The organism is Terrabacter sp. NPDC000476, from assembly GCF_040300125.1.
GTDB lineage: Bacteria > Actinomycetota > Actinomycetes > Actinomycetales > Dermatophilaceae > Terrabacter.
In genome coordinates, this window is the sequence record NZ_JBEPDF010000003.1 from 77,860 (window position 1) to 93,479 (window position 15,620).

Annotated in this window: 8 protein-coding genes and 1 tRNA gene; 8 read left to right on the forward strand and 1 reads right to left on the reverse strand. The window is 73.4% G+C overall.

What is annotated here, in order from left to right:
* The first annotated feature begins 31 nt into the window (after nucleotides 1-31).
* Genes ABT295_RS16390 through ABT295_RS16400 form a run of 3 tightly spaced genes read left to right on the forward strand, consistent with a single transcriptional unit; the run spans nucleotide 32 to nucleotide 5,099 of the window.
* Nucleotides 32-1,636, forward strand: a complete 1,605-nt coding sequence (locus tag ABT295_RS16390) for an alpha/beta hydrolase (protein ID WP_352395475.1) — start codon at nucleotides 32-34, stop codon at nucleotides 1,634-1,636.
* Nucleotides 1,630-3,414 carry an alpha/beta hydrolase gene (locus tag ABT295_RS16395; RefSeq protein WP_352395476.1) on the forward strand — a complete coding sequence of 595 codons (1,785 nt, stop codon included), beginning with the start codon at nucleotides 1,630-1,632 and terminating at the stop codon, nucleotides 3,412-3,414. Before ABT295_RS16390 ends, ABT295_RS16395 begins: the two co-directional genes overlap by 7 nt.
* Nucleotides 3,345-5,099 carry an alpha/beta hydrolase gene (locus tag ABT295_RS16400; protein WP_352395477.1) on the forward strand — a complete coding sequence of 585 codons (1,755 nt, stop codon included), beginning with the start codon at nucleotides 3,345-3,347 and terminating at the stop codon, nucleotides 5,097-5,099. Before ABT295_RS16395 ends, ABT295_RS16400 begins: the two co-directional genes overlap by 70 nt.
* A gap of 18 nt (nucleotides 5,100-5,117) precedes the next feature.
* Here ABT295_RS16400 and ABT295_RS16405 read toward each other — a convergent pair whose 3' ends face one another.
* Nucleotides 5,118-6,044, reverse strand: coding sequence for an NADP-dependent oxidoreductase (locus ABT295_RS16405; RefSeq protein WP_352395932.1), 927 nt, complete (start codon nucleotides 6,042-6,044; stop codon nucleotides 5,118-5,120).
* Nucleotides 6,045-6,282: 238 nt separating this feature from the next.
* On the opposite strand from ABT295_RS16405, the gene ABT295_RS16410 reads away from it, so the two are divergent.
* From ABT295_RS16410 to ABT295_RS16430, 5 genes are all read left to right on the forward strand, one after another.
* Nucleotides 6,283-6,356: transfer RNA gene (locus ABT295_RS16410), tRNA-Thr, on the forward strand.
* Between the two features lie 509 nt (nucleotides 6,357-6,865).
* A complete protein-coding gene (locus ABT295_RS16415) occupies nucleotides 6,866-7,489 on the forward strand; it encodes a response regulator (protein WP_352395478.1) in 624 nt (207 codons plus the stop codon).
* Nucleotides 7,482-8,849, forward strand: coding sequence for a sensor histidine kinase (locus ABT295_RS16420; RefSeq protein WP_352395479.1), 1,368 nt, complete (start codon nucleotides 7,482-7,484; stop codon nucleotides 8,847-8,849). The genes ABT295_RS16415 and ABT295_RS16420 overlap by 8 nt, the downstream gene beginning before the upstream one ends.
* Before the next feature lie 208 nt (nucleotides 8,850-9,057).
* The gene (locus tag ABT295_RS16425) at nucleotides 9,058-10,002 is read left to right on the forward strand and encodes an AfsR/SARP family transcriptional regulator (RefSeq protein ID WP_352395480.1); all 945 of its coding nucleotides are present in this window, start codon (nucleotides 9,058-9,060) and stop codon (nucleotides 10,000-10,002) included.
* A gap of 308 nt (nucleotides 10,003-10,310) precedes the next feature.
* Nucleotides 10,311-15,587: a peroxidase family protein gene (locus tag ABT295_RS16430; RefSeq protein WP_352395481.1), complete on the forward strand. Its 5,277-nt coding sequence runs from the start codon at nucleotides 10,311-10,313 to the stop codon at nucleotides 15,585-15,587.
* The last annotated feature ends 33 nt before the right edge of the window (nucleotides 15,588-15,620 follow it).

Below are 15,620 nucleotides of genomic sequence, written 5' to 3' on the forward strand. Positions count from 1 at the left end.
ACCCACGGGTGGCCGGGTTACGGTGTGCGCCATGACGACACGGCCCGCCGCGCCCGCCGCGCCCGCCGCGCCCGATCAGCCGCACGCCCGGCCGCACGCCCGCCGCCGCCCGGCGGCAGCGGCGCTCGCGGTGCTGCTCGGCGCGGTGGTCGCCCTCGGGGCGTGCTCGACGAGCGAGCCGCCGACCCCGCCCGCGGCCGGCACCGACGTGCCCCCGGCCACCGCCGCGCCGACGGCCGCCCTCGCCCGCTACTACGGCCAGAAGCTGGACTGGACGGCCTGCGGCGGACTCCAGTGCGCCGACCTCACCGTGCCGCTCGACCACGCGAACCCCGACCCCGCCGACGACCTCACCATCAAGGTCGTGCGGGTGCCGGCCCGCGACCAGGAGCACCGGCTCGGCTCGCTCCTCGTCAACCCCGGGGGTCCGGGCGCCTCCGGCAACGCCTACGTCCGCGCCGGCGCCGACAGCATCGGCGGACCCGAGGTGCGTCGCTACTACGACCTCGTGGGCTTCGACCCGCGGGGCGTGGCCGGCTCGGACCCGATCGACTGCCTCGGCGACGCGGCCCTCGACCGCTTCCTCGGCACCGACTCCACCCCGGACGACGCCGCGGAGGAGCAGGCGCTGCTGACGCAGGCCGAGGCGATGGCCGACGGCTGCGCCGCGCACGCCCCGAAGCTGGTCCGCCACCTCTCGACGGCCGACGCGGCGCGCGACCTCGACGTCCTGCGCGCGGCGCTCGGCGACCCCCAGCTGAACTACCTCGGCAAGTCCTACGGCACCTTCCTCGGGGCCACCTACGCCGACCTCTTCCCCAAGCGCGTCGGCCGCGTCGTGCTCGACGGGGTGCTGCCGCCCGACATCACGAGCGCCGAGCTCGGCGAGGGCCAGGCCAGAGGGTTCGAGATCGCGACGACGGCCTACCTGCAGGACTGCGTGACCGGTGACTGTCCGCTCGGCGACTCGGTCGACGCGGCGCGGCGCGGCCTCGACGACCTGTTCACCGCGATCGACCGCGAGCCCCTGCCGACCGGTGACCCCTCCGTGCCGCAGCTCACCGAGGCCTGGGCGCGCCTCGGCGTCGCCATCGCGCTCTACGACCAGGGCATGTGGGGCTTCCTCACCGACGCGATCCGCGAGGCCCGGGCGGGCAACGGCGCGAGCCTCATGCAGCTCGCCGACAGCTATGCGCACCGCCGGCCGGGCGGTGGCTACGACGGCAACCTCATGGAGGCGATCTTCGCCGTCAACTGCCTCGACCGGCCCGACAGCCCCGACCTCTCGGCCTACGCGCGCTACGCGAAGGACTTCTCGGCCAAGGCGCCGACGTGGGGCGCGACCCTCGCCTGGGGCGCGCTGCCCTGCGGCGTGTGGCCGGTGACGGGCGGCGTCGGGCCGCACCGCGTCACCGCCGCGGGCAGCAACCCGATCGTCGTCGTCGGCACGACCCGTGACCCCGCGACGATCTACGAGTGGTCGGTGCGGCTGCGCGACCAGCTCGACGACGCGGCCCTCGTGACCTTCGACGGCGACGGCCACACGGCCTACGGCCGGAGCAACTCGTGCGTCGACAGCGCCATCGACGCCTACTACGTGCAGGGGCGCGTGCCCCGGGACGGACTGCGATGCTGAACGACACCCCGCACCCCGACGACCTCCCCGAGGCGCCCAGCGCGTATGCCGCCCTCCCGCCCGACTACCCGCACGCTCCCTCGGGTGCGGGTGCGGGTGCGGGTGCCGGCCAGGCTGGGTCGTCGGGCGGGTCGTCGGTGGGCGGCGCCGGTGGTCCGGGCCGCTCGCCCCGGCTGCTCGTCGCGGCCGGCGTCGCGTTCGTGCTCGTCGTGGCCGTGGCGCTCGCCGTCTGGAAGGGCGGCGGCGCCGAGCCGGCCGCCGGCTCCACGGCGCTGCCGTCGGCGACGGGCAGCAGCAGCCCGACCGGCCCGACCAGCCCGAACCCGTCGACGCCCGCACCCTCGCCCGCCGCGCCCAGCGGCGTGCCGGCGGGGCTCGTCGGCTTCTACACCCAGCGCCTCGACTGGTCGCCGTGCTCCGACAACGCCAAGCACCGGTGCGCGACGATGGACGTGCCCGTCGACTACGCCAACCCCTCGGGCGACCGCTTCACGCTGGCGCTGCGCAAGGCGCCGGCCACCGACCCCGCCAAGCGTCTCGGCTCGCTCGTCATCAACCCCGGCGGGCCCGGCGGCTCGGGGGTGGAGTACGCCCAGTACGCGTCGTTCGTCTTCTCGCCGGCGGTGCGGGCGGCATACGACGTCGTGGGCTTCGACCCGCGCGGCATCGGCGCCTCCTCGCCCGTGCGGTGCCTGACGGACGGCGACATGGACCGGCTCTTCAGCTCGGACCCGACGCCCGACTCGGCGGCCGAGCGCTCGAAGCTGCTCGCCGAGGCCGACGACATCACCGCGCGATGCGCGGCCCGCGGCGGCGACCGCGCCCGTCACCTCAGCACGACCGAGGTGGCCCGCGACATGGACGTCATGCGGGCGCTGCTGGGCGACGAGAGGCTCAACTTCTTCGGCGGCTCCTACGGCACCTTCCTCGGGGCGATCTACGCCGACACCTTCCCGACGAAGCTCGGGCGCATGGTGCTCGACTCCGCGATGTCGCCGAACCAGACCGACGAGCAGGAGATGTCCTACGACATCCAGGGCTTCGAGTCCTCGATCGACGCGTTCATCGACTGGTGCGTGCCGCGCTCCGACTGCGCCCTCGGCAGCGACAAGGCGGGAGCACGGCAGAGGATCGTTCAGCTGCTCGACGACGTCGAGCGCGACGGTCTGACGACGACCACGCCGGGCCTGACCCGCATCGGCGAGGGCTGGGTCGGCTTCTCCATCTTCATGTGCCTCTACTCCGACACGTCGTGGCCGACCCTCAACCAGGGCCTCAAGGAGGCGTTCGCGGGCCGGGGCGACATCCTCCTCGAGAAGGGGATGTCGGTCGTCGAGCGCGACGGCTCGGGCGCCTACGCCCCGACCACCTACCTGCAGGCGATGATCCCGGTGCGGTGCGCCGACTGGCCGCGCTCGGCGAACGACCCGGCGCTCGCCGCGGCCCAGGCGAAGGCCAAGCGCGAGCACCCGCTGTGGGCCCGGATGACGGGGGAGCTCTACGACAACTGCCGCACCTGGCCGACGGCCGGGCGCACGCCCAAGGGCTCGACGCTCGCCGTGGGCGCCGCCCCGATCCTCGTCATCGGCAACGAACGCGACCCCGCGACGCCCATCGGCGGCACGAAGCAGCTCGCCGAGGACCTCGACTCGGGCATTCTTCTCACTTCCGACCACGACGGACACGGCACCTACTACGCTGGCAACTCGTGCGTGGACTCCGCCGTGGACGGCTATCTGCTGAGGGGAACGCCGCCGGCCGACGGCACGACCTGCTGAGCCGGCTGCGCGCGCCCCTCGTCTCCGCTGCCCTCCTCGGCGGGCTGCTGGCGCTCGCCGTCGCCCCGACCTCGGCGTCCTCGACCGGCACCCCGGGGACGGCTGGGACCCCCGGGTCCACGGGCTCCGGCGCCGTGACCGGTGCTGCCGCGGCCGAGCAGCCGGAGGAGCGTCCGGGCGGCGACCTGACGCCGTTCGCGTTCACCGGTCCGGTCGACCCGGAGCCGGAGGAGCTCGCGGCCTTCTACGGCAAGCGCGTGCGCTGGAGCCCGTGCGAGGACGGCGGCGGCTTCGACTGCGCGACCGTCACGGTGCCCGTCGACTACGCCCACCCGGAGGGTGCCACGACCGGGATCGCGCTCCGGCGCCTCCCGGCCGCCGGACCGGCGCCCCGCATCGGCTCGCTCTTCCTCAACCCGGGCGGCCCCGGCGGGTCCGGCATCGACTTCGCCGAGGCGGCGCCCGACGTCTTCGGCGACGCCGTGCTCGAGCGCTACGACGTCGTCGGCTTCGACCCGCGCGGCCTCGGTGAGTCCGACCCGGTCGACTGCCTCACCGACGCCGACCTCGACGAGGTGTTCGGTGCCGATCCCACGCCCGACACGGCCGCGGAACGGGCGGCTGCCGCCCGTGCCCCGGCCGCGCGGGCCCGTCGCTGCCTCGAACGCGGCGGCGCCCTCGCCGGCCGGATGGGCAGCGAGTTCGTGGCCCGCGACCTCGACGTCCTCAGGTCCGCGGTGGGCGACGAGCGGCTCAACTACTACGGCGTCAGCTACGGCACGATGATCGGCGCGCTCTACGCCGACTTCTTCCCCGCTCGGGTGGGGCACGTGGTGCTCGACTCCGCCGTGCGCACCGACGGGCTCGACCCGGGCACGCCGACGCAGCAGGAGATCGACGCCTATGCCCGCGGCTGGGCGTACGAGTTCGACGACGTCTTCGACGACTTCGTCACCGCGTGCGTCGACGAGGCCGACGACGCCGACGACGGCACCGGCTGCGCGCTGGGGTCCGACACGGCCGAGGCCTCCCGACGGATCGTCGGGCTGCTCGACCGGCTCGACCGCACGCCGCTGCCGACCGGGCTCGACTCGCTCCCGCAGCTCACCGAGGGCTGGGCTCGCACCGCGATCGGCTTCGGCCTGGGCGACCCCGACGCCTGGCCCGACCTCACCGCGGCCCTCGCGGCCGCGCTCGAGGACGACGACGGCGAGGGGCTCGCGTGGTTCGCCATGGACGAGGCCGAGCGCGACGACGACGGCAGCTACCCGGCCGCCTCGTTCGGTCGGGCCCAGCTGCTCGTCCGCTGCTCCGACTGGCCGTCGACCGCATGGGACGCCGCCGTGCCGAGCGCCGACGTGCTCGCCAACCACCCGCTGTGGGCCCGCGTCGAGCCGCCGGTCACCGACCCGTGCACCGGGTGGCAGGGCGTGCGGCGCACCACCCTGCTCGTCGGCGCCGACGTCGCCACGCCGGTGCTCGTCATCGGCAACGCGCACGACCGCACCACCCCGATCGAGGACACCGAGGCGATGGCCGCCTCGATCGTGCGCAGCCGCTTCGTCACGGTCGAGGCGGAGGGGCACGGCGCCTACGACAACGGCAACGAGTGCGCCGACGCGGTCGTCGACGGCTACCTGGCGCGCGACGAGGCACCCGAGGACGACTACGTCTGCGGCTCCTGACGCCGACCCGCGCCGGGGTCAGTCGGTCGAGACCTGCACGGTGATCTTGCCGGCCGTGTGACCCTCCTGGCTGAGCCGGAAGGCGTCGGCCAGCTCCTCGAGGGGGAAGGTGCGCGCGACCTGCACCGTCAGCTCGCCGTGCTCGACGAGCTCGGTGAGGCGCGAGAGCTCCGCGGCGTCGGGGCGCACCCAGATGTAGTGGCCGCCGGCCTCGGTGACCGACCCGTCGGCGATGGACGCGTGCCGCCCGCCCTCGGCGAGCACCGCGGTCGTCACGTCGAGCACGTCGCCGACGAAGTCCGCGACCACGTCGACGCCGTCGGGGGCGAGGGCGCGCACCCGCTCGACCACCCCGTCGCCGTACGCCACCGGCTCGGCCCCGAGCTCACGCAGCCGGTCGTGGTTGCGCTCCGAGGCGGTGCCGATGACGCGGGCGCCGAGGGCGCGGGCGATCTGCACGGCGAGCGAGCCGACGCCGCCCGCCGCCGCGTGCACGAGCACGGTGTCCTCCGGGCCGACCTCGAGGCGGGTGAGCAGGCGCAGGGCGGTCAGGCCGGCGAGCGGCAGCCCTGCGGCCTCGTCCCAGCTCATCGACGCCGGCTTCGCGGCGAGGGCGCGCACCGGCACGGTGACGAGCTCGGCGAACGTGCCGCCGTGCACGTAGTCCTTGCGCGCGTAGGCGAGCACCTCGTCACCGGGGGCGAACTCGGGGGTGTCGAACCCGACCTCCTCGACGACGCCGGCGACGTCCCAGCCGGGCACGACGGGGAAGCGTACGTCCATGACCGCGTCGAGGCCGCCCGACATGAGCTTCCAGTCGACCGGGTTGACCGAGGCGGACCGCACGCGCACGAGCGCCTCGCCGGGGCCGACCTTGGGGCGCGGCTGCTCGGTCAGGGCGAGCACCTCGGGGCCGCCGTAGGTGTCGTAGGTCATGGCGCGCATCGTGCTCATCGGGTGTCCTCCGGGGTTCGGGGCCGCCGTCGTCCGCGGCCGTCCCTCGGGTCAAGGACGGGCGGGTGGTGCGGCATTCCCGGGCGCCGTCGAGGCCAGCGGGATGCGTGGGGTGGCGGGCGGCGGGAGGAGCGCCGCGACGGGCTCTGGCGCGATTTTTGTCCGGGTCCGGGTCGTGCGTATACTCAACCTCCGTGTCCGGTCGCGCCTGTCGCGCCGAGCACGACCAGCCGCTTTAGCTCAGTCGGCCAGAGCGATTCACTCGTAATGAATAGGTCGTCGGTTCGATTCCGACAAGCGGCTCGGCCCGAGGCCCCGTTCCCTCCCTGGGAACGGGGCCTTCGCCGTGCCCGGGGCCGACCGGACCCGGGTCGACGGCGCGGGCGGGAACGACGAAGGAGCCCGCCTGCGGTGCAGGGGGCTCCTTCGGGGCTGGTGCGGATGGGGGGGGTGCGTTCCAGCCATGGGGGTTGTTACAGATGCGACATTAATCAGCCATTGCCCCAGTTGTGTGGGGTTTCGGGGATTTTTTCCTAAGAATTTTGCCGGCTGCTGCTCGGGAGGCCGCCGCGGGAGGGCGTCGTCGGGCCGTCGCACGACGGAATCCGTGGTCTGATCCAGGGGATCTTCGGGATGGTCCGGACCTACCACCGCAGACCCGGCACCGGGCTGGGTGAATTCAGGAGACGCGCCCGATGAGGGTGCCCATACTGAAGAGGCAGCCGGGGGGATGGCACTGGGGGGTACAGGGCATGGGCGCAGGTGTGTCGGGGCAGACGGCAACGCAGGCGGAGTCGATTCGGGTGCTCGTGGTGGACGACCACCGCACGGTGGCGGACGCCATGTCGTTCGCCCTTGCTTCGGAATCCGGCATCGAGTGCATCGGTGCCGTGCACAGCGCCCGGGAGGCCCGCGCGATGGCGCACCGCCTCGGGGCCGACGTCGTCGTGATGGACGTCCAGCTCGGCGACGGCGACGGGGTCGAGGTCGCCGCCGACCTGATGCATGCCGCGCCCGGGCTCAGGGTCGTCATCCTCACGGGCATCGTCGACCAGCCCCTGCTGCGCCGGGCCGCCGACGCCGGCGCCGTGGCGGTGCTGGCGAAGGACGGCACGCTGACCGAGCTGCTCGCCGCCATCCGGGGCTCGTCGTCCGAAGGTCTCGTCGTGCACCCCCGGGTGCTGCGCCGGCTGCTGGCCGCCGCGGCCCCGGGGGCGGGAGCCACGGTGCGCCTCACTGCCCGCGAGGGGGAGGTGCTGGCCCTGCTCGCCGAGGGCCTCGACGTCCACCGCATCGCGGCCCACCTCGGGATCACGGTGCTGACCTGCCGGGGCTACCTCAAGAACCTCATGGCCAAGCTCGACGCGCACACGCAGCTGGAGGCGGTCGTCACCGCCACGCGGCTCGGACTGGTCCGGGCCGCGCCACGTGGTTAGGCCCGGCGAGGCCGAGCAGATCGGGCTCCCGGTCCGCTCGGTCCGCAGCCAGGCCGTGCGCCGGTTCGTCTGGTGGAGCCTCGCCGCGTTTGTCATCTGCACGGTAGGGGGCGTCCTCGCGGTGCGTGCGGTGGCCTCGGAGATCGCCGCTCGCGACGCCGGCACGCGAGGCTCGTCGTTCGCGCGCAATGTCGCGGCCCCCCTCGTCAACGCCGCCGTCCGGCAGGGCGACGTCGAGCAGACCAGGCTGCTCGACACGGTGATGCGCAACCGCATGCGTGACGGCTCGATCGTCCGGATCAAGATCTGGTCGCCGGAGGGCAAGGTGATCTGGTCGGACGACCCCGTGGTGAACGGCGAGACCTTCACCCTCGAGGAGCAGGACGCGGCCCTGCTCGGCAGCGAGGGGGTCAACGCCTCCGTCTCCGACCTCGACAAGCCGGAGAACAGCCGCGAGCAGGGCTTCGACGAGCTGCTCGAGGTCTACGCCGGGGCGAGGGACGCCGACGGCCGGCCCCTCCTGGTCGAGTCGTACTGGAGCACCGACCGCATCCTGCGCGACGAGCTCGTCATCTCCACCCGCGTCGTGCCGCTCATCGTCGGCGTGCTCGTCATCTTCATGCTCGCCGTGCTCCCGCTCGCCTTCTCCCTCGCGCGCCGCGTCGACCGGGCGCAGGCCGACCGTGCCGCCATGCTGCGGCACGCCCTGGCGGCCTCGGACCGCGAGCGCCGGCGGATCTCCCGGGAACTGCACGACGGCCTCATCCAGGACCTCACGAGCCTCGGCTACGCGCTGCCCGCGGTGGCCAGGGAGCTGCCCCCGGGCGCCGACGCCGCGCGCGACCTGCTCGAGTCGGTCCACGTCGGGCTGCGTGACGACGTGACGTCGTTGCGCAGCGTCCTCACCGAGCTCTATCCCGACGACCTCGCGAGCGAGGGGCTCACCTCCGCCGTCGAGCAGCTCGTGGCGCCCCTGCGGAGCGGCGGGCTGACCGTCGAGGTGCACGTCGCCGACGCGGTCGCGTCGCTCTCGCCGGACGCCGTGCAGCTCGTCTACCGGGCCGTCCGGGAAGGGGTGCGCAACGTCGTCAAGCACGCGACGGCCCACTACGTCGTCGTCGAGGCCCGGCTGCAGGAGGGCGACGTCGTCGTCACCGTGACCGACGACGGTGTCGGACCGGGCGGCCGGGCGACGGAGGGGGCGCCCGACAGCGGCCACCTCGGCCTCCGCATGCTCCAGGACGACGCCGGCGACATCGGCGGCGTCGTGTCGTTGCGCGCTCTCGAGACCGGGGGCGCCTGCCTGACGGTGCGTTTCCCGAGCGAGTTCAAGTGGTCCTGGGGGGTCCCGAGCCCCTGAGCGGCGGCGTCCGACCCCCCACGTGGGGGGTCGCGTGCACCCCGACCGGGGGCTGCCCGCCGGGGTCCGGCCACGCGAGCATCGATGCGTGGACATGAGGGCCGGGGGGCCTGTGAGCCCAAGATCTCGAACGAGCACCGACGCCGTGCCGCCCACCCCAGGGGTGGCGGCCGGGACGTTTCAGGTGCGTCTGCGCGGAGAGCTGTCCGTGCGCCTGGGACCCGTCGTGCTGGGCCCGCGCCAGCTCGGCGGCGTCAAGCCGCGTCGGCTGCTGCTCGCGCTCCTGCTGGCGCGCGGTGCGCCGGTCTCCAAGGACCGTCTGGGCGAGCTGCTCTGGGACGGGCCGCGGCCCGTCACGGCGGCCGCCACCATCGAGGCGTACGTGTGCGTGCTGCGCAAGCGCCTGGAGCCGCAGGCGGGCCCCCGGGCCAGCCTCATCGAGACGCGCGCCGGCGGCTACCGCATCGAGCGCGCCCGCCTCGTCCTCGACGTCGACCGCGACGAGCGCCTGGCGTCCCGCGCCCTCCACCCGGCCACGCCTCCCGGGGACGCCGTCGGGCTGCTCCGCGAGGCCCTGTCCGAGGCGACGGCTCCGCTCGTGCCCGACGAGGGCTCCGCGGACTGGCTCGTGGCCGCCCGAGCGGCGCACGAGGCGCGCACGCGCGAGCTGCTCGTCGCCGCGGCCGAGAAGGTCGCCCTCGTCGCGCCCGACGACGCCACGCACTGGGCACAGCTCGCCCTGGACTCCGACCCGTTCGACGAGTCCGCCTGGCACGCCCTGATGCACACGAAGGAGCTGAGCGGCGACCACGCCGACGGCCTGCGCGCCTACGGCCGGTGCCGCACGCTCTTCGCCGACGAGCTCGGGTGCGCGCCGGGGCCCCGGCTCCAGGAGCTCTACGCCCGGCTCCTCGGCGGTGGCGGTCGCGCGACATCGGGCCCGCACGGCGGCGCCGGTGAGCTCGAGCAGCTCATCGAGGCCGTGGTCCGGCTGCACCACGACCTCTCCGACGGCCCGGCGTCCACCGCGGACGGGCCGGGGCGGGGAGCCGCACGCGGCATCTCCTCCGACCAGGCGCGGCGGGCCCTGACGGCGCTCGTGCAGCGCTCGGCACGCTCCCGCCCGCAGCTCGTGCGGACCGCGAGCGCGTGACGACGAGCGCGTGACAGCGAGCGCGTGACAGCGAGCGCGTGACGACGAACGGCTGAAGAGGGGCCGTCGCCAGGGGGCCCAGGGCCCCAAAGGTTTTTCGAAGGAGCCCACACCACCGTGGGCAGGACCAACTCCACTGATGAGGCAGGTGTGCAATGAATCGGTTCACCGGCATGTTGCCCCGGGGATCAACACCCGGGGCCCGCGACGGCGCCCGTCGGCCACGGGGCGCCGCCCCGTGGCGGCCGAGCCTGGCCGTCCGGTTCCGGCGGGTGGCGGCGGGCGTCGCCTTTGTCATCCCCATCGCGATGGTCATCCCCACCACCCCGACGCAGGCCGCCGTCGCCCCTGCGGGCAACGGGTTCGTCGTCACCGCCGGTGACCTCTCCTACATCCTCAAGCAGATCAAGATCGCCGAGCGCCACTCGGCGACGTGGACCGCCTCCAACCTGTGCGGCACGCTCGTCGGCCCCGGCCCCGACCAGGTGCCCGACCGGCTGACGTCCTACGGCCTGCGCACCGTCGACGGGTCGTGCAACAACCTCTTCTCCGGACGCGAGACCTTCGCCGCCGCCGACCAGCCGTTCCCGCGCCTGGCCGCGGCGACCTTCCGCGACGCCGAGGACAGCCCGCCCGACTTCTTCGGCCCCGGCAGCGGCACCGTCCCCTCCAACGGCGGCTACACGCAGAAGCTCGCCGGCAACGTCGTCTTCGACTCCCAGCCCCGCACCGTGAGCAACCTCGTCGTCGACCAGACGTCGACGAACCCCGCCGCCATCGCCGCGGCCGGGGCGCCGGTGCGCTCCCAGCGCAACCCGGGTCTCTTCCCCTGCACCGTCGACCCCGACCCGGTGAACAACGTCGACGCGTCACCGGCCGGCTGCGTGCCCTCGCACCAGACGCTCTTCATCCCCAACGTCACGACCGACGTCGGGCTCTCCCCGCCGTACAACTCGATGTTCACCTTCTTCGGCCAGTTCTTCGACCACGGTGTCGACCAGACGGTCAAGAGCAGCGGCACCGTCTTCGTGCCGCTCCGCGCCGACGACCCGCTGCGCACGCTCGGCGCCGACGGCAAGGCGAACACCGGTGACGAGGTGCCCGCGAGCCAGGCCTTCATGGTGCTGACCCGCGCACAGAACCAGCCGGGGCTCGACGGAGTGGTCGGCACGGCCGACGACGTCACCGACGCCACGAACACCGACTCGCCCTGGGTCGACCAGAGCCAGACGTACACCTCGCACTCCTCGCACCAGGTCTTCCTGCGCGAGTACACGCAGGTGTCGGGCAAGCCCGTGCCGACCGGCAGGCTGCTCGGTGGCCTGCCCGCGGGGCAGACGTATGCCGGCTCGCCCGACGGTCGTGACGGCATCTCGACGTGGGCCTCGACGAAGAAGCAGGCGCACGACCTGCTCGGCCTCCGGCTCGTCGACGCCGACGTGACGAACGTCCCGATGCTCGCCGCCGACCCGTACGGCAACTTCCTGCCCGGCCCGAACGGGCTGCCGCAGTACGTCCTCAAGGACGGCAGCACCGTCGAGGGCCGCCTCGACGACCCGGGCACCGCGGCCGACGAGACCGTGCCCGTGCCGGCAGACGTGCGCTACTTCGACACCCCGTTCCTCACGGACATCGCGCACAACGCCGACCCGTCGCCGCAGGACACCGACCACAACCCCGGCACGCCGCCGGTCGCGCCGTCGCCCGACGCCGACAGCACGCCGTCCGCCGACTTCGCGCACCAGCCGGCCGGGACCTACGACGACGAGATGCTCGACGCCCACTTCACCTGTGGTGACGGACGGTGCAACGAGAACATCGCCCTGTCGACGATCCACCAGGTGTTCCACTCGGAGCACGACCGGCTCGTCGCCGACATCACCGCCACGCTGAACAAGCCCGAGAACGCCGCGCTCCTGGCCGACTACCGGGCCGCTCACCCGTTCGCCGGTTCGGACGTCAGCTTCGGTTTCGGCGGCCGTCTCTTCCAGGCCGCGCGCTTCGTCACGGAGATGGAGTACCAGCACCTCGTCTTCGAGGAGTTCGGGCGCAAGATGGTGCCGGCGATCCGCCCGTTCCACGTCTACTCGCCCGACCTCGACCCGGCCATCGACGCCGAGTTCGCCCACGCCGTCTACCGGTTCGGTCACTCGATGCTCGACGACGACGTCGCCCGGGTGTCGACGAAGGCCGACGGCACGAAGGTGGACAACCACCTGAAGCTGCTCGATGCCTTCCTCAACCCGCCGGCGTTCTACGACAACGCCGTCGACCCGGCGCACCCGGTCTACACGCCGCAGGAGGCGGCCGGCGCCATCGTCATGGGTTCGTCGGACCAGGTGGGCAACGAGCTCGACGAGTTCGTCACCGAGACGCTGCGCAACAACCTGCTCGGGCTGCCGCTCGACCTCGCCTCGCTCAACATCACGCGGGCGCGCGACGCGGGGGTGCCACGGCTCAACGAGTTCCGCCGGGCGGTCTTCGCCGACACGAACGACGGGCAGCTCGCGCCCTACACGAGCTGGCAGGACTTCGGTCAGCACCTCAAGCACCCGGAGTCGCTCATCAACTTCGTGGCTGCCTACGGCCAGCACCCCAGCATCACGAGCCAGACGACGCTCAAGGGCCGGCGTGACGCCGCCCGGGCCATCGTCGACCCGCGGCCCGTCCAGCCCGGGCCGGACGCCGTGCTCGGCACGGCGGACGACATCCCGGCCGACGTGCAGCCGGCCGACGCCTCCGACTTCATGTTCGGCAACGCGGCCTGGGCCGACGCCGCCGGGCGGACGACGACGGGCGTCGACGACGTCGACCTCTGGGTCGGCGGCCTCGCCGAGGTGACGAACCTCTTCGGCGGCCTGCTCGGCTCGACCTTCAACTACGTCTTCCAGACGCAGATGGAGAAGCTGCAGGACGGTGACCGGTTCTACTACCTGGCCCGCACGCCCGGCATGAACCTGCGCACCCAGCTCGAGGGCAACAGCTTCTCGGAGATGATCCAGCGCAACACCGACGGCACGAACACGCTCAAGGCCGACGTCTTCGCGACGGCCGACTGCAAGTTCCAGCTCTCGGCCCTCAAGGGCACGGCCGCCGACTACACGGCGCTCGGCTCGACCGTCGCCGACGACCCGGCGACCGAGGACTGCAACGAGACCCTGCTGCTCGTCCGCTCGCCCGACGGCACCATCGCCTACCGGCAGCGCAACACCGTCGACCCGACCGGCATCAACGGCCAGGCCGTCTACAACGGCACGTCGCGGGTCGACCGCATCAAGGGCGGCAACGACAACGACACCTTCTGGGGTGGCGACGGCAACGACGTCATCGACGGCCAGGGTGGCGACGACGTCGCCCTGGGTGGCGACGGCAACGACATCCTGACCGACCTCGACGGCGCGGACGTGCCCAAGGGCGGCCCGGGGAACGACGCCATCGACGCCGGTCCCGGGGACGACATCCCGATGGGCAACGAGGGTCAGGACTTCATCAACGGCGGCGCCAACGACAACGAGACGTTCGCCGGGCCCGGCAACGACTTCGTCATCGCCGGCCAGGGCGCCGACGCCGTCTTCGGCGACGGTGGCGACGACTGGATCCAGGGTGGCTCGGGGCAGGACCTGCTCCAGGGCGACCACGGTGCACCGTTCTTCGACGACCCCGCGGAGTCGGCACCGGGCAACGACGTCTTCGTCGGTCAGGTCGGCGAGAACGACTACGACGCCGAGGGGGGCGACGACATCATGGCGCAGAACGCCGCCGTCGACCGCAACGCCGGTGCGGGCGGGTTCGACTGGGCGATCGGCCAGTACAACACCGTGGCCCAGAACGACGACATGATGGTCAACAACAACCTCGGCGGCCTGCCGATCCAGCTCGTCGTCAACCGCGACCGCTGGCAGGAGGTCGAGGCCGACTCCGGCACGCGGTTCAACGACACCATCAAGGGCACCGACGGCGTCCTCGCCACGCCACGCCTCATCGACGGCACGACCGGCGGCTTCACGGGGTGCAACGCCATCGACCAGGCCGGCATGGCCCGGATCAGCGGACTGTCGGCGATCCTGCCGCCCGTCGCGCAGTGGCAGGGCACGTCCGCCGCGGTGGCGGCGCTCTCCGCCTCCGGCGTCTGCCCGCTGAGCGGGCCGGTGTGGGGCGAGGGCGACATCCTCCTCGGCGGTGGCGGCAACGACACCTTCGAGGGGCGTGCGGGCGACGAGATCATCGACGGCGACCGCGCCCTGACCGTGCGGATCAGCGTCCGCACGAACCCGGCCGACCCCGCCACCGAGATCGGCAGCACCGACCTCATGGAGAACCGGGCGGTGACCGGCAACTTCGGGGCCGGCACGACGGGCATGACGCTCCAGCAGGCGGTCTTCGCCGGGCTCGTCGACCCGGGCAACCTCGTGGCCGTCCGTGAGATCGGCTCGACCGTCACGGCACCGGGCGACTGCGGGACGACCGCGCCGTTCACGGCGACGGCGACCTCCGTCAACTGCGACGTCGTCGTCTTCACCGGCCCGCGGGCGAACTACACGATCACCCCGGTCGCCGCGAGCGGCAGCACCGCTGCCGGCGTCGTGGTGAGCCAGACCGGCGCCAACGTCGTCGGCCAGCGCGCCAGCGACGGCACCGACACCGTGCGCAACGTCGAGGCGCTGAAGTTCAGCGACGCGACGGTGCAGGTCAAGGTGCCCGCCGCACCGACCATCGGCACCGCCACGGCCTCGGCCGCGGCCACCGCCACCGGGACGGCGACGGTGAGCTGGACCGGACCGGTCGCCAACGGCGGCCCGCCCGTCACCGGCTTCGAGATCGTGGCCACCCCGACGTCGGGCACCGCGCCCGTCGTGACCCGCACCGGCATCGCGCGCACCGCCCTCAGCGGGACCGTGACCGGACTGGTCAACGGCACGACCTACACCCTCCAGGTGCGCGCCGTGAACCTCTTCGGGGCGGGCCCGTTGTCGGCCGCGTCCAACGCGGTGACCCCTGCCGGACTGCCGGGCACGCCGACCGCGGTCGTCGCCCTCCGGGGCAACGCCTCGGCAGCCGTCAGCTGGACGGCTCCGGCGAGTGACGGTGGCTCGCCCATCACCGGCTACGTCGTGCAGGTGCGCGTCGCCGGAGTGGTCGTGCGCACGGACACCCTGACGGGTGCTGTCACGAGTGCGACGATCGGCGGCCTGACCAACGGCACGACCTACACCTTCCGGGTGCAGGCCCGCACGGCCGTCGGTCTGGGCGCCCTGTCCACCGCGTCGAACGTCGTCACCCCGGCGACGGTCCCGGGCGCCCCGGTGCTCGGTGCCGTCACGCAGGGTGCGGCAGGCGGCGCGCTCACCATCGCCGTGGCCTGGACGCCGCCGGCGAGCACGGGCGGCAGCGCCATCACCGCCTACACGGTGTCGGCCTACAACGCGGCGGGCACCGCCGTGCAGTCGGTCGTCGTCGGGTCGGCCACGCGCAACCGGACGTTCACGTTCACCAGCGTCGGACCGTTCACGTTCGACGTCACGGCGACGAACGCCGTCGGTGACGGAGCGGCCTCCAGCCGGTCCGCCGCGGTGAACGCGCGGTAGCCCGGGCGTCCGTGTGACGACCTCCCCGTGCCC